This window comes from Mesorhizobium sp. P2_D6 (assembly GCF_056404315.1).
The window spans coordinates 155,926-172,359 of sequence record NZ_JBFUEG010000001.1 but is presented as its reverse complement, the minus strand read 5'-3'; the positions used below and the strand labels follow the sequence as shown (position 1 = coordinate 172,359).

Genomic DNA, 16,434 nt, shown 5'->3' with positions numbered 1-16,434 from the left:
GCGCGATTATTCCGCCGCCGAAGCCAGCGGCCTGACCCTGGCCATCATCGAGCGCAGCACCGCCGGTTTCAGCGGCTTGTTGATCACCGGCACGTCAAGCGCGGCGGCGGCGGCGCGGACCTCGGTGGAGCGGTCGGCGGTAACCAGCACGGCCGCTAGGTCGCGGCCGTGGATGTCACGTAGCCGCGCTATCACGTCGAGACCGCTCCTGCCGTCGAGGTGATAGTCGGCAAGCACGATGTCGGGACGATGGATGTCGGCCCTGGCGAAATCCTCCGAGCCGGAACATGTGCCGACGCTGCAGCCCCAACCTTCGAGCAAAAGCCGCATGCCGTCGAGGATGCGAGCATCGTTGTCGACGCACAGCACATGGAGGCCAGCGAGCGAGGCAGTGGTGCGGGCAGGCGCCTTGGGCTCGACCTCGCGCCGCGGCGCCTGCATCGCCGCAACCGGCAGGATGACGGAAAAGCGCGTGCCTTTGCCCGGGTTGGAAAAGATCCGAATCTCGAGCCTGAGCACCCGGGCGATGCGGTCGACGATGGAGAGGCCGAGTCCGAGGCCTTCGGCCTCGCGAACGCCTTCGTCGAGCCGGGTGAACTCGTTGAAGACCGTGTTCAGCTTGTCGCCGGCAATGCCGATGCCGGTGTCGATCACCTGGATTTCGGCGAGCTCGCCACGCCGCCGCACGCCGACGAGGATGCGGCCATGGCGCGTGTATTTGATGGCGTTGGAGACCAGGTTCTGGATCAGCCGGCGCAGCAGGTTGCGGTCCGTCATGACGCTGAGCGATGAGGCCATGATCGTCAGGTCGAGTTTCTTTTCGGCGGCGAGTGGCTGGAAATCGTTGCCGATCTGGCGCAGCAGCCCGTCCAGGCGGAAGGCACTGTCATCCGGCTTCATCGCGCCGGCGTCGAGGCGAGAAATGTCGAGCACGGCGCCTAGGATCGTCTCGACCGATTCCAGCGAGGATTCGATGTTGACGGCGGCCTTGCCAGCCGGGCCCTTGCCGGCCTTTTCGATCAGTGACGAGCAGTAGAGCCGGGCGGCGTTCAAGGGCTGCAGGATGTCGTGGCCGGCGGCGGCGAGGAAGCGCGTCTTGCCGAGATTGGCCTCCTCGGCCAGCATCTGCGCCTGCGCCAACTCCTCGTTGACGCGCGTCAGTTCGATGGTGCGCGTCTTGACCCGCTGCTCCAGCGATTCATTGGCGCGCTTCAGCGCCAGGTCCTGTTCGACGCGTCCCGAAATGTCGGCATAGGTGGCCACGATGCCGCCATCCGGCATCGGGTTGGAGCGCAGTTCCAGGATGCGGCCGCTGGTCTTCAATTCCATCTGCCACGGGCTGACGAAGCTGGTCAGCCGGTTGAGCATCGCCACACGCTGGTCGGCCGGGATGTCGCCGCGCTCGGCCAGATGGCGCAGGATAAGGTCGAGCGAGACGCCGACCTGACCCATCTCATCGGGCAGGTCGAACAGCGCGCGATATTGTCTGTTCCAGCAGATCAGGCGGAAATCCCGGTCGAAGACGGTGATGCCCTGTTCCATCTGGTCGAGCGCTATCTGCAGCAGGTCGCGATTGTGCTGCAGCGCCTCGGTGGCGTCGTCGAGCAGGCGGAACGCATCCTTGGATTCGCGGTCGTTGCGGCGAAACAAAAGCGACAGGATCAGCCGTGCCGAAGACGAGCCGACTGCGCTTGCCAGCAGCTGCTCGGAAAAGCGGATGACATCCATGCTGGCCTGCTCATTGCCATGCAGCGAGACGCCGGTGCTTTTCTCGAAGGACTGGAAGGAGCGCTCGGTGCGCTCGACGCCGAGATAGCGCGATATGGTGTCCTTGAGGAGGTTGACGGTAATGGCGGTGCGGAAGCGGCGCAGGCTGGGCATCGGGCCGGACTCGCGCGGCACGAAGATTGACGCCTGGATGCGCTCCAGCGGCACCGACGCACGCGACAGTGAGCCGAGGACAAAAAACAGCGTGTTGACGGACAGGCTCCAGAGCACACCGTGGTTCAACGGCTCGGCGACGGTGCCGAACAAGGCCTGCGGCCGCAGCGCCTCGAAGCCGAACAGCCCTTGCACGACGATGTCGGCATCGGGCGCCGACAGCGAAGGCAAAAGCAGCGTGTAGCCCCAGACGAGGATGCCGGCGACCATGCCGAGTGCAGCGCCACGGCCGTTGGCGCCGCGCCAGATCAACCCGCCGATCAGCGCCGGCGCGAATTGGGCGATGGCCGCGAACGACATCAGGCCGATCGACGACAGCCGCGCCGCGTTGGTGCTCTCGCGGTAGTAGAGGAAGGCGATGAACAAAAGGATGAAGATCGCGCCGCGCCGTACATTGAGGATCAGCGTCGACCAGTCCTCATTTTCCGAGGTCGTGGTCTTGAGCAGCCGGCGCACGAACAGCGGGATGACGAGATCGTTGGAGATCATGATCGACAGCGCCACGCTTTCGACGATGACCATGGCGGTCGCCGCCGACAGGCCGCCGATGAAGGCCGCCATGGCGAGCACGTCATGGCCGCTGAACAGCGGCAGCGACAGCACATAGAGATCGCTGCTGGTCCTGGTGCCGACCAGCGACAGGCCGGCGAAGGCAATCGGCAGCACGAACAGGTTGATCGCCACGAGATAGAGCGGAAACACCCAGGTCGCAGTGCGCAATTCGGCCTCGCCGCGGTTCTCGACGATGGTGACGTAGAACTGGCGCGGCAGCATGATGATGGCAAAGCCGCTCAGACAGGTCAGCACCAGCCAGGTGGCGAGCGAGGTGTTGTAGCCCATCGCCTGCCGCACCTGGTTGTTCTCGGCCAGTTTGTCGATCATGTCGCCCGGCCCCCCGAAGATCAAGAAGGTGACCATCAGACCGATCGCCAGGAAGGCGGCGAGCTTGACCACGGTTTCGACCGCCACGGCCAGCACCAGTCCGTCTTGGTGTTCGGTGGCATCGGCATGACGGGTGCCGAACAGCACCGCAAACAGCGCGAGCAGCATGGCCACCACCAGCGAGATGTCGCTGACGAACGGATCGAAGGACGGCGGCGATCCCGTATAGTGCTCGACCATCAGGCCGACCGAACCGGAGATCGCCTTCAACTGCAGCGCGATATAGGGCACAGCGCCAATGGTGGCGATCAGCGTGGCGATCGCCGAGACGGCAAAACTCTTGCCATAGCGGGCGCCGAGGAAGTCGGCGATCGAGGTGATCTTCTCGCTCTTGGCCAGCCGCACGATGCGGTTGAGCAGCGGAAAGCCGAACACGAACACCAGCACCGGGCCGGTATAGATGCCGAGGAATTCGAGGCCGCGCTCCGATGACAGGCCGACCGAGCCAAAGAAGGTCCAGGACGTGCAGTAGATGGCCAGACTGAGCGCGTACATGAAGGGCCGGGCACGGCCGGGCCCGGAAGCCGCCGAACGCCGGTCGCCGAGGCTGGCGATGACGAACAGCAGCGTCACATAGGCGACGGCAATGATGACAATGAACCAGCCCTGCACGGCCCGAAAGTTCCTCCTCGGCCAGCTTTCATCCGGCCAACCCAGACGCAATCACAGCTTTGGGGTCGAGTCCATCGCGGCTTTCGGCGCATGGCGGCTGCCTGTCACCCGCGCGCCATGACCTAAGGTAAGGAGAAAGCGGTGTTTTCCGACTTTCGCTTCTGTTGCAACCGCAGGTTTTTGTTATGGTATGGCGGGCCGGCGCCGGAGGACGGCGGCAGCGCGGCCTGCCATGACAAGGAGGGTCGAATGCTGAAAGAATTCCAGGAATTCATTTCCAAAGGCAATGTGATGGACCTGGCCGTTGGTGTCATCATCGGCGCCGCCTTTGGCAAGATCGTCGATTCTCTTGTCAACGACATCATCATGCCTTTCATCGGCGCGCTTGGCGGCGTCGACTTTTCGAACTATTTCATCGGCCTGTCGTCATCAGTCCATTCGACCAACCTTGCCGATGCACGCAAGGAAGGCGCGGTGTTCGCCTACGGAAATTTCATCACAGTGGCGCTGAATTTTGTTATTCTCGCCTTAATCATCTTCCTGATGGTCAAGGCGGTGAACAATCTGCGCAAGCGGCTCGAGCGCGAGAAGCCCGCGGCCCCGGCTGCGCCGCCATCGGCTGATGTTGCGCTGCTCACCGAGATCCGTGATCTGCTCGCCAGGAGGTAACACCGGGAAACAGCCATAGGCGATTCTGGACCAAAACCCCGGTCGTTCGCGGCCGGGGTTTTCTGTTGTCGCATCTGCTAAGAGCACTTCCTCGACATCAAAACGGACCTGTCCATGACCCTGATCGATAGCTTGCGCGCCGAAGCCGTTGCCGCCCCTGAAAGCGGCATTGTCGCCGTCGTCAATTACGGCCGCACGCGCGAGGGCATGATCCCGCTCTGGGCCGGTGAAGGCGATTTGCCGACGCCTGCCTTCATCTCCGAAGCCGCCGCCAAGGGGCTCGCCAATGGCGAGACCTTTTACACCTGGCAGAAGGGCATTCCGGAGCTCAGGCAAGCGCTTTCCCGCTACTATGCCAGGCATTTCGGCAAGAATTTCGCCGAAGAGGAATTCATTGCCACCGGTTCCGGCATGCACGCCATCCAGCTGGCGCTTGCCGCCGTCGCCGGCAGCGGCGACGAGGTCATTTATCTGTCGCCGGCCTGGCCGAATTTCGCCGCCGCCGCCGGTGTCTCCGGCGCTACGCCCGTGGCGGTCACGCTCGACCAGTCCGGCAATGGCTGGTCCTGCGATGTCGACAAGATCGCAGCTGCGGTGACACCGCGCACCAAGGCGCTGTTCGTCAACACGCCATCCAACCCGACCGGCTGGACCGCCGACAAGGAAACACTGCAGGCGATCCTCGATCTCGCCCGCGAAAAGGGCCTGTGGATCATCGCCGACGAAATCTATTCGCTGTTCCACTACGGCCACGGCCGCGCGCCGTCCTTCCTCGACATTTCGGCCGCGGAAGACCGCATCCTGTTCGTCAACTCCTTTTCCAAGAATTGGGCGATGACCGGCTGGCGCATCGGCTGGATCAAGACCCATCCGGACCTGCAGCAGGTGTTCGAGAACCTGATCCAGTATTCGACCTCGGGTGTAGCCCAGTTCATGCAGCGCGGCGCGGTCGCCGCCCTTGACCACGGGGATGCCTTCATCGTCGAGCAGGTGGAGCGCGCGCACGCGGCACGCGATCTGGTCTGCGGCATAATCGGCGCCACCGGCAAGGCGCGGTTCACCGTGCCGCAAGGCGCTTTTTATCTGTTCTTCACGGTCGACGGCCTCACCGACCCGCGCCGGGCCGCCTTCGACATCGTCGACAAGGCCAATGTCGGCCTGGCCCCGGGAACGGCCTTCGGCGCGGGCGGCGAAGCGTTTTTGCGGCTGTGTTTCCACCGCCGCCTCGATCAGCTCGAGGAAGCGGCACACCGGCTGGCGGGATGGATGAAGACTGTTTGAGCTGAACGGGCGGCGGCTTCAGCCGCCCGACTTCGGCACCAGCAGCGGAACAATCCGGTCGCTCTTGGCGACAGCGGGCCGGCCTGCCGAACCGTAGGGAATGCCGAGCGCATCCCATGTCTCGACCAGCGCGTCCTGCAGTCCCGCAATCAGTGCATCGGAATGGAACGGCGTCGGCGTGATGCGCAGCCGCTCCGTGCCGCGCGGCACTGTCGGATAGTTGATCGGCTGGATGTAGATGCCGTGCACGCCAAGCAAGCGGTCGCTGGCCATCTTGCAGAGTTCCGGGTCACCGACCAGCACCGGCACGATATGCGTCGGCGAGTCCAGCACCGGCAGGCCGGCGGCAGACAGAACCTCCTTGGTCCGCGTCGCCTGGCGCAATTGCGCGTCGCGTTCGGCCTGTGAGCGCTTCAGGTGGCGGATGGAGGTGGTGGCGGCGGCGGCGATCGCCGGCGGCAGCGCCGTGGTGAAGATGAAGCCCGGCGCATAGGAGCGCACCGCATCGATGATAGCGCTGTTGCCGGCGATATAGCCGCCGAGCGTACCGAACGCCTTGGCGAGCGTGCCTTCGATGATGTCGATGCGGTCGGCCAGGCCTTCGCGCTCGGTGATGCCGCCGCCGCGCGGTCCGTACATGCCGACGGCATGGACCTCGTCGACATAGGTCATGGCATTGTAGCGTTCGGCCAGTTCGACGATCTGTTTGATCGGCGCAATGTCGCCATCCATCGAATAGACGCTCTCGAAGACGATCAGTTTGGCGCGCTCGCGACCCGCCGCCTGCAACAGGCTTTCCAGATGCGCGACGTCATTGTGGCGGAAAATCTTCTTTTCGGCGCCCGAGCGCCGCACGCCCTCGATCATCGAAGCGTGGTTGAGCTCGTCCGAGATGATCAGGCAGTTGGGCAAAAGCCGCGCAATGGTCGAGATCGAGGCTTCGTTGGAGACGAAGCCGGAGGTGAAGACCAGGGCCGCTTCCTTGTCGTGCAGGTCGGCAAGTTCCACTTCGAGCTCGACCAGCGGGTTGCTGGTGCCGGAAATGTTGCGGGTGCCGCCGGCGCCCGAGCCCATCTTGCCCGCCGCGTTCTGCAACGCGGCGATGACATCGGGATGCTGGCCCATGCCGAGATAGTCGTTGGAACACCAGACGGTGATTTCCTCGGCGCGGCCATTGGAACGCCAGATGGCGCGCGGAAACCTGCCGACGATGCGCTCGAGGTCGGCGAAGACGCGGTAGCGCCGCTCGGCATGAAGCTGGTCGATCGCTTCCTCGAAGAACCGCTGATAGTTCATGTCGCCTTCCCAGTTTTGCGCGGGATCATAATCATTGGCCCATTCGTCGTCCACCGGGCCCGTTTGGTCAAAATGCCACGCCCCGCCACTGTTCCTAACGATCCAGGATCGTGGCTTATTCCCTTGATGTGCATCACCTTTGTTTCACTACGATGCCTTGGGCCGCTGAGACTGTTACGGACTTAACACACCGGTCTTGTATAGCCCTGCGGCGGTCTTTCCAGTAAGGCGGCATTTGAGACAGTTTCCGATAAATCTTGAATAGCGAGGATACGGAATGACGGTTTTGGTGACAGGCGGCGCCGGCTATATCGGCAGCCACATGGTCTGGGAACTGCTGGATGCCGGTGAAAGCGTCGTCGTGCTCGACCGGCTTTCCACCGGCTTCGAATGGGCGGTGGCGCCGGAGGCCAAGCTGGTTGTCGGCGATGTCGCCGACAGGGAACTGGTCGGCCAGATCATCCGGGACAACAAGGTCGGTGCGATCATTCATTTCGCCGGCTCGATCGTGGTTCCCGAATCGGTTGCCGATCCTCTCGCCTATTACGAGAACAACACCTCGAAGACCCGCACGCTGATCGAAACCGCGGTGCGTGAGGGCGTGCCGCATTTCATCTTCTCCTCGACTGCCGCCGTCTATGGCGGCGCCGGCCTTGAGCCGGTGCGCGAGGATGCCCGCCTGGCGCCGGAATCGCCCTACGGCCTGTCCAAGCTTATGAGCGAATGGATGCTGCGCGATGCGGCGCTTGCCCATCCCTTGCGCTACACGGCGTTGCGCTATTTCAATGTCGCCGGCGCCGATCCCAAGGGCCGCACTGGCCAGTCGACCCCGGGCGCCACTCATCTGATCAAGGTCGCCTGTGAGACCGCGCTCGGCAAGCGTCCCTTCATGCAGGTGTTCGGCACCGACTATCCGACGCCGGACGGCACCTGCATGCGTGACTACATCCATGTCAGCGACCTGGCCGCCGCGCATCGCCTGGCGCTGGAGCGGCTGCGCGCAGGCGGCGACAGCCTCGTCGCCAATTGCGGCTACAGCCATGGCTATTCGGTGCTCGAGGTCATCGACAGCGTGCGCCGCGCCTTCGGCCGGGATTTTGAGGTCAAGATGGGCGACCGCCGTCCGGGCGACGCCGCCGCCGTGGTCGCCAATTCGGATCTTGCCCGCGCCGAACTCGGCTGGACCCCGCAACGCGACGATCTCGACCAGATCGTTGCCGACGCCCTTGCCTGGGAGCGTATCCTGACGGGCAAGAACTCCGCGCGGAGCTAATCCAGGCCCTGCCGAGGGCTCGCAAGGCGCGCCGCGAAGCGCTATTGAAGGCATTCGCAAGCAAAGCGTGGAGGCGCTGCGCCGCGAAGAGCCTGGGGGAACGGCATGAGGATAACGGTGCTCGGGGCCGGCGTTGTCGGTACGGCGGCCGCCTATTATCTGGCTGCCGACGGCCACGAGGTCACCGTGATCGAGCGGCATCCGGCGCCGGCGCGCGGCACAAGCCAGTCCAATGCTGGCCTGGTCTCGCCGGGTGACGCCACCGCCTGGGCCTCGCCGGCGGCGCTCAAGACGTTTTTGCGCGCGCTCTGGAACCATGATCTCGGCATCAAGGTCAGGCTGCGCTTCGATCCCTATTTCCTCGCCTGGAGCCTGCGCTTCCTGCGCCAGTGCACGGTGGCGCGGCTGCGCGCCAACAGCCGGGTGAAATTGCGGCTGGCGCTCTATTCGCGCGACTGCATCAACGCCATCTCGGCCGACACCGGCATCCACTATGACGAGCGCAAGAAGGGCATCCTCTATTTCTTCCGCTCGCAGCACAGTCTCGACACCGGCACCGACAATTATCGCTATCTGGCCGAACACGGCCTGCCGATCGAGATCGTCGGCCGCGACCGGCTGATCGAGCTGGAACCGGGTCTCGCCGGGGTGAAGGAAAAGATCGCCGGAGGGGTCTATTCGCCGATCGACCAGACGGGCGATTCCCGGCAGTTCGTGGAAAAGCTCGCCGCCTATGCCGTCGAGAAGCTCGGCGTAAAGTTTCTGTTCGACACCACGGTCGAAGGACTCGATATCGACGGCGACCGCGTACGTGCAGTGATGACCTCGGCCGGTCCCATCGCAGGTGATGCCGTGGTCATCTCGATGGGGCCGGAGAGCGGTCAGCTCGGCCGCCGCTACGCCATCGACTTGCCGGTTTATCCGGTGAAGGGCTACACCGCGACCATTCCGCTGGAGAACGAAAGCAAGGGTCCGACCATGGGCGGCGCCGACGAGGACCAACTGATCGCCTATTCCAGGCTGGGCAACCGCTTGCGGCTGGCTTCAACCGCCGAATTCACCGGCTTCGACCGCACCCATCGTCCAAGCGACTTCGCCGCCATGTTCCGGACCGGCAAGGACCTGTTTCCCGGCGCCTTCGACGAGAAGAAGGCGGAGCTGTGGGCGGGCCTGCGGCCGATGATGCCGAACTCGGTGCCGGTCATCGGCCAGGCGCGCTACAAGAACCTCTATCTCGACACCGGCCATGGCCATGTCGGCTGGACCATGGCCTGCGGCTCGGGGAAGTTCCTTGCCGATCTCGTCGCTGGCCGCAATCCGGAGATCGACCCGCAAGGTCTGGTCTACGGAGGCTAGGTATGTCGGGACCGCAAGTCGCCATCGACCTTGGCCGCATCGAGCGCAATGCGCGCACCATCGTCGAACGCTGCGCGCTGTCGGGCATCAAGGTGTTCGGCGTCACCAAGGGCACGTGTGGCATGCCGCAAGTGGCGCGCGCCATGCTGCGCGGCGGCGTTTCCGGTATTGCCGAATCTCGCTTTGAAAACATCCGCCGGCTGCGCGACAGCGGCATCAGCGCGCCTATCATGCTGTTGCGCAGCCCGCCAATGGCGCGCGTCGAGGAGGTGGTGCGCACGGTCGACATCAGCCTGCAGTCGGAGCTGACCACGATCCGCGAGATATCGCGCATCGCCGAGCGCATGGGCCGCGTCCACGACATCATGCTGATGATCGATCTGGGCGACCTCCGAGAGGGTATCTGGCCGAGCGACCTGATCCCGACCGTCGAGCAGATCCTGGCGTTCAAGGGCGTGCGCATCGCCGGCATCGGCACCAATCTCGGCTGTTTCGGCGCCATCATGCCGACGCCGGAGAACCTCGGCCAGCTTGTCGCTCATGCCTACAAGACCGAGCGCCTGTCCGGCAAAAGCCTCGACTTCATTTCCGGCGGCGCATCGTCGTCGCTGACGCTGCTGCTCGAAGGCAAGTTGCCGGCCGGCATCAACAATCTGCGTGTCGGCGAGGCGATCCTGCAGGGCGGCGTCGAGACCTTCCGCGACGTGCCGTGGCCGGAACTCGAGCCCGATGCCTGCCGGCTGACCAGCGACATCATCGAGGTCAAGCTCAAGCCGTCGCGGCCGATCGGTGAATCCGGCTACGACGCTTTCGGCAACCAGCCGGTCTTCGCCGACGAAGGCGACCGGCTGCGCGCCATCGCCAATATCGGCCGCGAGGACGTGCTGGTCGAAGGGCTGACGCCGATCGCCAAGGGGGTGAGGGTGCTCGGCGCCTCCAGCGACCATCTGCTGCTCGACGTGCAGGACGCCGATCCGCGCCCGGCCGTCGGCGACCGCGTCGCCTTTCGCATGAACTATGGCGCCATGCTTCTGGCGATGACCTCGGAATATGTCGAGAAGGCGCCGATGCACGACGTCGCCGACTTTTCCGGCCGCAAGATGGTGTCGATCTCGGCCGAACAGGCAGCCGCCGGCATCCTCGCCCGCGAAGGAACCGGCGCGCGGCTGGAGGCGATGAATTTCGACGTGGTGGAACTGGCCGACATCGAACGGCCGCCCTCAGGGTTGATCCGGCTCGCTGCCGGCGCCGACCGCCGCATCGCCCACAAGGCACTGACCACAACGGCGCGCGCGACGCATTCCTTCGGCCTGATCTGGATCGATTCCATCGCCGCGTTGATGCCTGAGGATGAAGAGGGCAGAGATCTGCCGGAAGCCTCTGTGCTGGCGCGCACACTCGGTCTCGACCATAAGGCGGGCGCGCTGCAGCCGCAGCTGTCGCCGGAAAATGTCGTCATCATCGGCCTGCGCCACGCCGATCCGGCCGAAGCGAGGGTGCTGATGGATTCGCGTGTCTCGGCCTTCACCATGACCGACATCGACGCCATGGGCATGCGCGACCTCATGCATGAGGCGATCCGCATCGCCACCTCGGGAACGCAAGGCTTCCATGTCAGCTACTCGCCCACGGTCACCGAATTCGCCGGCTGGGCAGCAGGCTCCGGCGGACTGACGGTGCGCGAAACGCATCAGGCGATGGAAGCGATCTCGCTCTCCGGCGGCCTGCTGTCGATGGATGTCTCGGGCCTGGCCGCCGATCTTGAGCCAAGGATCGGCACAGATGTGGTCAACTTCGTCATGTCCGCCTTCGGCAAGCGGATTTTGTGATCAGCCCTGCGCTCGTATCGCCGCGCGCCACGCGCTGACATAGGCCGCCCAGATCGGGTCGGTCTGCGGTTCTATTCGCTCGCCCTTGCCGTGCGCTGTTACCTGATCCGTTGCCAGCAGTGCAGCGCCGATGCTGGTGCCGGTGGCCGCCTCGGAGGCGATGACGATACGCGCGGTCGCCGCGGCCAGCATGCCGACAAAGAGGCGGTTGCGGGCAAAGGGTCCTTCCACGGTGGTCGGGCCATCGGCGCCGATCAGCTCGAGGCAGGTCGCCGTCATCAGCGCCAGATAGAACGAGATGGCGGCGAAGCGCTCGCCCTTGCTGATGCCCTCGGCATTGAGCCATGCCGCGGCATGGTGCGGAAAAGGCCCCGATCCCCGCTGTGTCGAAGGCAAAAGCAGCATTCTTCTTGTCAGAACGGCGAGCACATCGCTGCCGCTGTAATCCTGCGGTGTGTCCTTGGTCAGCAGGGAAAACTCACGGCCACCCATGAAGCGGGCCGAGGGCACGGGAGCGCCCAGCGCGTTGACATTGACCAGCGTGTCGCGCGCCGCATCGAGTGCAATCTCCCGGCCGCCGACGGCCATCGACACCACCCAGGTGCCGGTCGAGACGACGGAAAGGGGCGGCTTGTCGGAGAGAAGATGCGGCAGCAGCGAGGCATTGGAATCGTGCAAGCCGCAAAAGACTGGCGTCTGCGGACCAAGCCCGGTTCGCGCGGCAAGCGCCGGCAGGATCGGCCCGAGGCGATCCCTGGCCGACCGCACCGGCGCCATCAGGCTGCGCCATTTCAGGCTGTCGACCATCGACGAAAAATCGGCTGTCCACGGATCCCACAGATCGGTGTGGCAGCCGAGCGAGGTCACCTCATTGGCGGCGACGCCGGTCAGGCGTAGCGCCCAGTACTGCGGGTACATCAGCATCGCAGCGGTCTTGGCAAATTCGGCGGGAAAACGCTTATGCTGCCAGAAGAATTGCGCACCCAGATTGAGGCCGAGGGGCAGACGCGGAGTCCCGGTTTCAGTGAAGGGCGGACGGATCGCGTCATACTCCGCCGCCAGCCTGTCGGGTCCGTCGAACTCGTAGTCGAGCACCGGCAGCACCAGTTCACCAGAAGCGTCGACCAGCACACCTGTTGCGCCATGGGTGGTGATCGAAATGGCGTCGATGCGCTGTTCGCGGTTGAGGCTGGCCAGGCTGTTGAGGATGAATGTCCACAGCGCCTCGACATCGTGATGCGGGTAGGGCGGCTGCCGCAGCGGCGCATTGGCCATCCGGCGCAAAGCCACCTCGCTCAGCGTGACGAGATCGACCAGCGCCACCTTGGCGTTGGTCTTGCCGATGTCGATGACGGCGATGTGGCGCAGCCCACTCATGCCATATGGAACACTGTTTCCAGCTGCACGGCCACCGGCTCGTTGTCGGGCTTCGTTTCCATGATGTCGGCCATGTGGGCCCACCAGCGCTGCATAACCGGATGTTTCGGCAGGTCGGCCATACCATGATCGTCGCGCCGCCACAGCACGCCGAACAATATGCCTGTCTCTTCGTCGAGATGGATCGAATAGTCGGCGACGCCGGCTTGCTTCAGCAGCGCGACCAGCGACGGCCAGATCTCGTCATGGCGCTTTTTGTACTCGGCCCTTATGCCGGGCTTAAGCTGCATCTTGAAGGCGTATTTCTCAGGCATCAGCTGACACCACGCAGCCGCCGCCAGACGATCGGCAGCGCGATGACAATGATCAGCAGCAGGCCGATGAAGATCGACATGACGATGCCGGGTACATTGAGCAGGCCGAGCCCGAAGGTCACCAGCCCCATGATGAAGGCGGCGAGCACGACGCCCAAAATGCTGCCGGAGCCGCCCAGAATGCTGACGCCGCCCAGCACCACCATGGTGATGACTTCGAGCTCATACCCCTGCGCGATCGACGGCCGCGTCGAGCCGAGCCGCGAGGTGATCAGCACCGAGGCGATGCCCGCCATCAGCCCGGTCAGGCAAAACAGGATGAATTTGATGCGGCCGACACGCACGCCGGAAAACTGTGCGGCGACCGGATTGTTACCGATGGCGAAGACGCGGCGGCCGAAACTGGTGCGATGCAGCAGGAACCAGTAGACGACGGCCGCTATGAGGAACAGCACCAGCTCGAACGACACCACCCACCAGACATAACCCTGGCCGAACAAAGCGAAGCTCTCGGGGTAACCCTTATAGGCCTGGTCGCCGAGGATGATGAAGGCGATGCCGCGAAACAGGCTCATCGTGCCGATGGTGACAACGATGGATGGCAGGCCAAGTCGGGTCACCAATAGCCCGTTGAAGGCGCCGCAGCCGAGCCCGACGACAATGCCGATCAGCACCAGCACAGGTGTGTCCGCGCCGGCCTGCACCGCCATGCCCATCATGGTCGACGCGAGCGCGATGATAGCGGCGACCGAAAGGTCGATCTCGCCCGAAATAATCAGCAGCGCCATGGCGAAGGCGATCAGGCCCTTCTCGGTGAAATTGAAGGTCAGGTCCGAAAGTGAATAGGCGTCGAGGAAATAGGGCGAGGCGAAACTGTTGACGGCAAAGATCGCGACCGCCACCACGACCAGCAGTGCTTCCCAGGAAAAGATCGCCGAGGAGAGCGGCTTGTCGAGCCGGTCGGGGATGTGGCGCGGGGCCGGAATGTCGCTCATGCCGCCTCCGCTTTCCGCAGGATGATACGACCTTGCTGGCGTTCGCCGCGCGCGTTGAGCACGACGGCCAGAATGATGGCGCTGCCCGAAATCGCCATCTGCCAGAAGGGCGAGATGTTGATGACCGGCAGAGCGTTGGAAATGATGCCGAGAAACAGTGCGCCAAGCACCGCGCCGCCGACCGAGCCGATGCCGCCGGCAATCGAGATGCCGCCGATGACGCAGGCGGCGATGATGTTGAGCTCGTAGCCATTGGCGACCTCGACCGAGGCGATGACATAGCGCGAAATCCAGAGATAGCCGGCGAGGCCACCGATCATGCCGGAGATGCAGAAGACGATGAATTTCGTGCGGCCGACGTCGATGCCGGCATAGATCGACGCCGTCGGGTTGACGCCGATGGCGTAGATCGAGCGGCCGAGCGCGGTGCGCGTCATCAGCACGAAGAACAGTGCGATGACCAGTATGGCGATCCACGACAGCACCGGAATGCCGAGGAAGGCCGCCCGTTGGAAGCCGATGAAGTCAGGGCTCATCTTGTCGGCATTGACCCAGGCGCCACCGGACAGGACGAAAGTGGCGCCGCGATAGATGGTCAGCGTGCCCAGTGTCACCACGATCGAAGGGATGTCCAGCCGCCACACCAGCAGACCGTTGATGGCGCCGAGCACCAGCCCGACAGCAAGCGCGATAGCGATCAGCAGCGGGATCGGGATCGCCGGATGTGCGGCGTTCAGCATCGCCACCACCATGCCGGTGAAGCACAGATTGGCGGCCATCGACAGGTCGATCGACCGCGTCAGGATGACAACCATCTGTCCCAGAGCCAGGATCATCAGGATCGAGGTGTCGTTGAACACCTGGCCGAGATTGCCGGGGTCGGCAAAGGCCGGGAAGCGTGTCGAGATCAGCCCGATCAAAACGACGATGGCTGCCGCCAGCCAGATCTCGCGGTGTTTCAGAAAAGCCTTCATGCCGCGATCCCCGCTGCCGTCCTGACCAGCGTTTCGGCGTCCAGCCCCTTGTTGTCGTAGACCGCCGCAACCAGGCCCTCGCGCATGACGACGACGCGGTCGGACATGCCGAGGATTTCGGGCAATTCCGACGACACCATGATCACAGACAGGCCTTGGGCCACGAGCTCGGCCATGAAGCCATGAACGGCGGCCTTGGAGCCGATGTCGATGCCCTTGGTCGGCTCGTCCAGGATGATCACCTTGGGCGCGGTCGCCAGCCATTTGGCGATGACGATCTTCTGCTGGTTGCCGCCCGACAGCGTGCCGACATCCTGGCTGAGCGAGGAGGCCCTAAGGTCGAGCCGCTCGGTATAGGAGCGGGCGAGCGAAAACTCTTCCGCCAGCCGCAGCAGGCCGGATTTGGAGGTGCGCTTGAGCGAGGGCAGCGAGACATTCTGGAAGATCGGCAGGCCGATCACCACGCCTTGCTTGCCGCGCTCCTCCGGCACGTAGACGATGCCGGCCTCGATCGAATCCGCCGCAGATCTCGGCGCGATTATCTTGCCCTCCAGCGTGATAGTGCCGGCTGAGGTTCGGGTGATGCCCGATATCGCCTGCATCACCTCTGAGCGCCCGGCGCCGACAAGGCCGTAGAAGCCGAGGATCTCGCCCTTGTGCAACTCGAAGCCGATATCGTTGAATTCGGTCGGGTGCGACAGGCCGGAGACCGACAGCACCGGCTCGCCAATCTCGGCTTTGCGCTGCGGAAAGATGTGATCGACGGAGCGCCCGACCATCATGCGCACGATCTGGCTCTGGCCGACATCCTTGATCAGCCCTTCGCCGACCATCTCGCCATCGCGGAACACCGTGTAGCGGTCGGCGATGCGGTAGATCTCGTCGAACTTGTGGCTGATGAACAGGATCGCCTTGCCTTCCTCCTTGAGGAATTCGATCAGCAGAAACAGCTCCTCGATCTCCTTCATCGAAAGGGCTGCGGTCGGCTCGTCCATGATGACGATCTGCGCATCGATCGACATGGCGCGCGCCACTGCGACGAGATGCTTGTTGGCGATGCCGAGGTCTTTCAGCCGTGTGTCGGCGTCGATATGCCCGGCATGCATGGTGTCGAGTACTTCGTGCGCTTGTCTGCGCATCGTGCGCCAGTCGATGGTGCCAAAGCGGGTACGTGGCGCATGACCGAGAAAGATGTTTTCGGCGACGCTCAGATCGTCGAACAGCACCGTTTCCTGATGGATGGCGGTGACGCCGTGGCCGAAGGCGGCATGAGCGCTGGGCAGAGTGACGGCCTGGCCGTCAATGCTGATCGTGCCGGCGTCGGGCTGGTAGATGCCGGTCATGATCTTGACCAGCGTCGACTTGCCGGCGCCGTTTTCGCCGATCAGTGCCGTCACCTGGCCGGGGTAAAGGGACAGGCTGACATTGTGCAGCGCGCGCACGCCGGGAAAGCTTTTGGAGACGCCGGACAGCGTCAGGCGCGGGGTAGCCTTACCCTCCCCCTTGTGGGGAGGGTCGCGAACGATGTGAGCGGGGTCTACTAGCATATCAAGGTCCTGGCACATGGAGATGTCG

Annotated in this window: 12 protein-coding genes; 5 read left to right on the top strand and 7 right to left on the bottom strand. The window is 63.9% G+C overall.

Annotated features, from left to right (window positions below):
- Window positions 1-6: 6 nt before the first annotated feature.
- Window positions 7-3,495, bottom strand: coding sequence for a PAS domain-containing hybrid sensor histidine kinase/response regulator (locus AC1D1L_RS00750; RefSeq protein ID WP_477338025.1), 3,489 nt, complete (start codon window positions 3,493-3,495; stop codon window positions 7-9).
- 249 nt (window positions 3,496-3,744) lie between these two features.
- On the opposite strand from AC1D1L_RS00750, the gene mscL reads away from it, so the two are divergent.
- Both mscL and AC1D1L_RS00740 read left to right on the top strand, forming a co-directional pair.
- Window positions 3,745-4,164, top strand: a complete 420-nt coding sequence (mscL, locus tag AC1D1L_RS00745; RefSeq protein ID WP_477338023.1) for a large conductance mechanosensitive channel protein MscL — start codon at window positions 3,745-3,747, stop codon at window positions 4,162-4,164.
- Between the two features lie 114 nt (window positions 4,165-4,278).
- Entirely contained in the window at window positions 4,279-5,445 is a 1,167-nt protein-coding gene (locus AC1D1L_RS00740) for a pyridoxal phosphate-dependent aminotransferase (RefSeq protein ID WP_477338021.1), read from the top strand.
- 18 nt (window positions 5,446-5,463) lie between these two features.
- Here the strand turns inward: AC1D1L_RS00740 and hemA are convergent, their stop codons facing one another.
- The gene (hemA, locus tag AC1D1L_RS00735) at window positions 5,464-6,741 is read right to left on the bottom strand and encodes a 5-aminolevulinate synthase (RefSeq protein WP_477338019.1); all 1,278 of its coding nucleotides are present in this window, start codon (window positions 6,739-6,741) and stop codon (window positions 5,464-5,466) included.
- A gap of 277 nt (window positions 6,742-7,018) precedes the next feature.
- On the opposite strand from hemA, the gene galE reads away from it, so the two are divergent.
- The 3 genes from galE (at window position 7,019) to AC1D1L_RS00720 (ending at window position 11,199) form a co-directional block, all read left to right on the top strand.
- On the top strand, window positions 7,019-8,014 hold the full coding sequence (gene galE / locus AC1D1L_RS00730; RefSeq protein WP_477338017.1) for a UDP-glucose 4-epimerase GalE: 996 nt from the start codon (window positions 7,019-7,021) through the stop codon (window positions 8,012-8,014).
- 105 nt (window positions 8,015-8,119) lie between these two features.
- Window positions 8,120-9,370 carry a D-amino acid dehydrogenase gene (locus AC1D1L_RS00725; RefSeq protein ID WP_477338015.1) on the top strand — a complete coding sequence of 417 codons (1,251 nt, stop codon included), beginning with the start codon at window positions 8,120-8,122 and terminating at the stop codon, window positions 9,368-9,370.
- A gap of 2 nt (window positions 9,371-9,372) precedes the next feature.
- Entirely contained in the window at window positions 9,373-11,199 is a 1,827-nt protein-coding gene (locus AC1D1L_RS00720) for an alanine racemase (protein ID WP_477338013.1), read from the top strand.
- On the opposite strand, the gene AC1D1L_RS00715 is transcribed toward AC1D1L_RS00720, so the two are convergent.
- Genes AC1D1L_RS00715 through AC1D1L_RS00695 form a run of 5 tightly spaced genes read right to left on the bottom strand, consistent with a single transcriptional unit; the run spans window position 11,200 to window position 16,406 of the window.
- Complete coding sequence (locus tag AC1D1L_RS00715) at window positions 11,200-12,576, bottom strand: FGGY-family carbohydrate kinase (protein ID WP_477338011.1); 1,377 nt, start codon at window positions 12,574-12,576, stop codon at window positions 11,200-11,202. It abuts the gene before it with no gap.
- The gene (gene rhaM / locus AC1D1L_RS00710; protein WP_477338009.1) at window positions 12,573-12,890 is read right to left on the bottom strand and encodes an L-rhamnose mutarotase; all 318 of its coding nucleotides are present in this window, start codon (window positions 12,888-12,890) and stop codon (window positions 12,573-12,575) included. Before rhaM ends, AC1D1L_RS00715 begins: the two co-directional genes overlap by 4 nt.
- On the bottom strand, window positions 12,890-13,885 hold the full coding sequence (locus tag AC1D1L_RS00705; protein WP_477338007.1) for an ABC transporter permease: 996 nt from the start codon (window positions 13,883-13,885) through the stop codon (window positions 12,890-12,892). Before AC1D1L_RS00705 ends, rhaM begins: the two co-directional genes overlap by 1 nt.
- Entirely contained in the window at window positions 13,882-14,859 is a 978-nt protein-coding gene (locus AC1D1L_RS00700) for an ABC transporter permease (RefSeq protein WP_477338005.1), read from the bottom strand. Before AC1D1L_RS00700 ends, AC1D1L_RS00705 begins: the two co-directional genes overlap by 4 nt.
- Window positions 14,856-16,406 carry a sugar ABC transporter ATP-binding protein gene (locus tag AC1D1L_RS00695; RefSeq protein WP_477338003.1) on the bottom strand — a complete coding sequence of 517 codons (1,551 nt, stop codon included), beginning with the start codon at window positions 16,404-16,406 and terminating at the stop codon, window positions 14,856-14,858. Before AC1D1L_RS00695 ends, AC1D1L_RS00700 begins: the two co-directional genes overlap by 4 nt.
- Window positions 16,407-16,434: the final 28 nt, after the last annotated feature.

Coding starts and splice junctions, on each gene's coding strand:
- galE (WP_477338017.1), top strand. CDS start 7,019: ATGACGGTTTTGGTGACAGGCGGCGCCGGCTATATCGGCAGCCACATG.
- hemA (WP_477338019.1), bottom strand. CDS start 6,741: ATGAACTATCAGCGGTTCTTCGAGGAAGCGATCGACCAGCTTCATGCC.
- AC1D1L_RS00715 (WP_477338011.1), bottom strand. CDS start 12,576: ATGAGTGGGCTGCGCCACATCGCCGTCATCGACATCGGCAAGACCAAC.
- rhaM (WP_477338009.1), bottom strand. CDS start 12,890: ATGCCTGAGAAATACGCCTTCAAGATGCAGCTTAAGCCCGGCATAAGG.
- mscL (WP_477338023.1), top strand. CDS start 3,745: ATGCTGAAAGAATTCCAGGAATTCATTTCCAAAGGCAATGTGATGGAC.
- AC1D1L_RS00695 (WP_477338003.1), bottom strand. CDS start 16,406: ATGCTAGTAGACCCCGCTCACATCGTTCGCGACCCTCCCCACAAGGGG.
- AC1D1L_RS00725 (WP_477338015.1), top strand. CDS start 8,120: ATGAGGATAACGGTGCTCGGGGCCGGCGTTGTCGGTACGGCGGCCGCC.
- AC1D1L_RS00740 (WP_477338021.1), top strand. CDS start 4,279: ATGACCCTGATCGATAGCTTGCGCGCCGAAGCCGTTGCCGCCCCTGAA.
- AC1D1L_RS00700 (WP_477338005.1), bottom strand. CDS start 14,859: ATGAAGGCTTTTCTGAAACACCGCGAGATCTGGCTGGCGGCAGCCATC.
- AC1D1L_RS00720 (WP_477338013.1), top strand. CDS start 9,373: ATGTCGGGACCGCAAGTCGCCATCGACCTTGGCCGCATCGAGCGCAAT.
- AC1D1L_RS00705 (WP_477338007.1), bottom strand. CDS start 13,885: ATGAGCGACATTCCGGCCCCGCGCCACATCCCCGACCGGCTCGACAAG.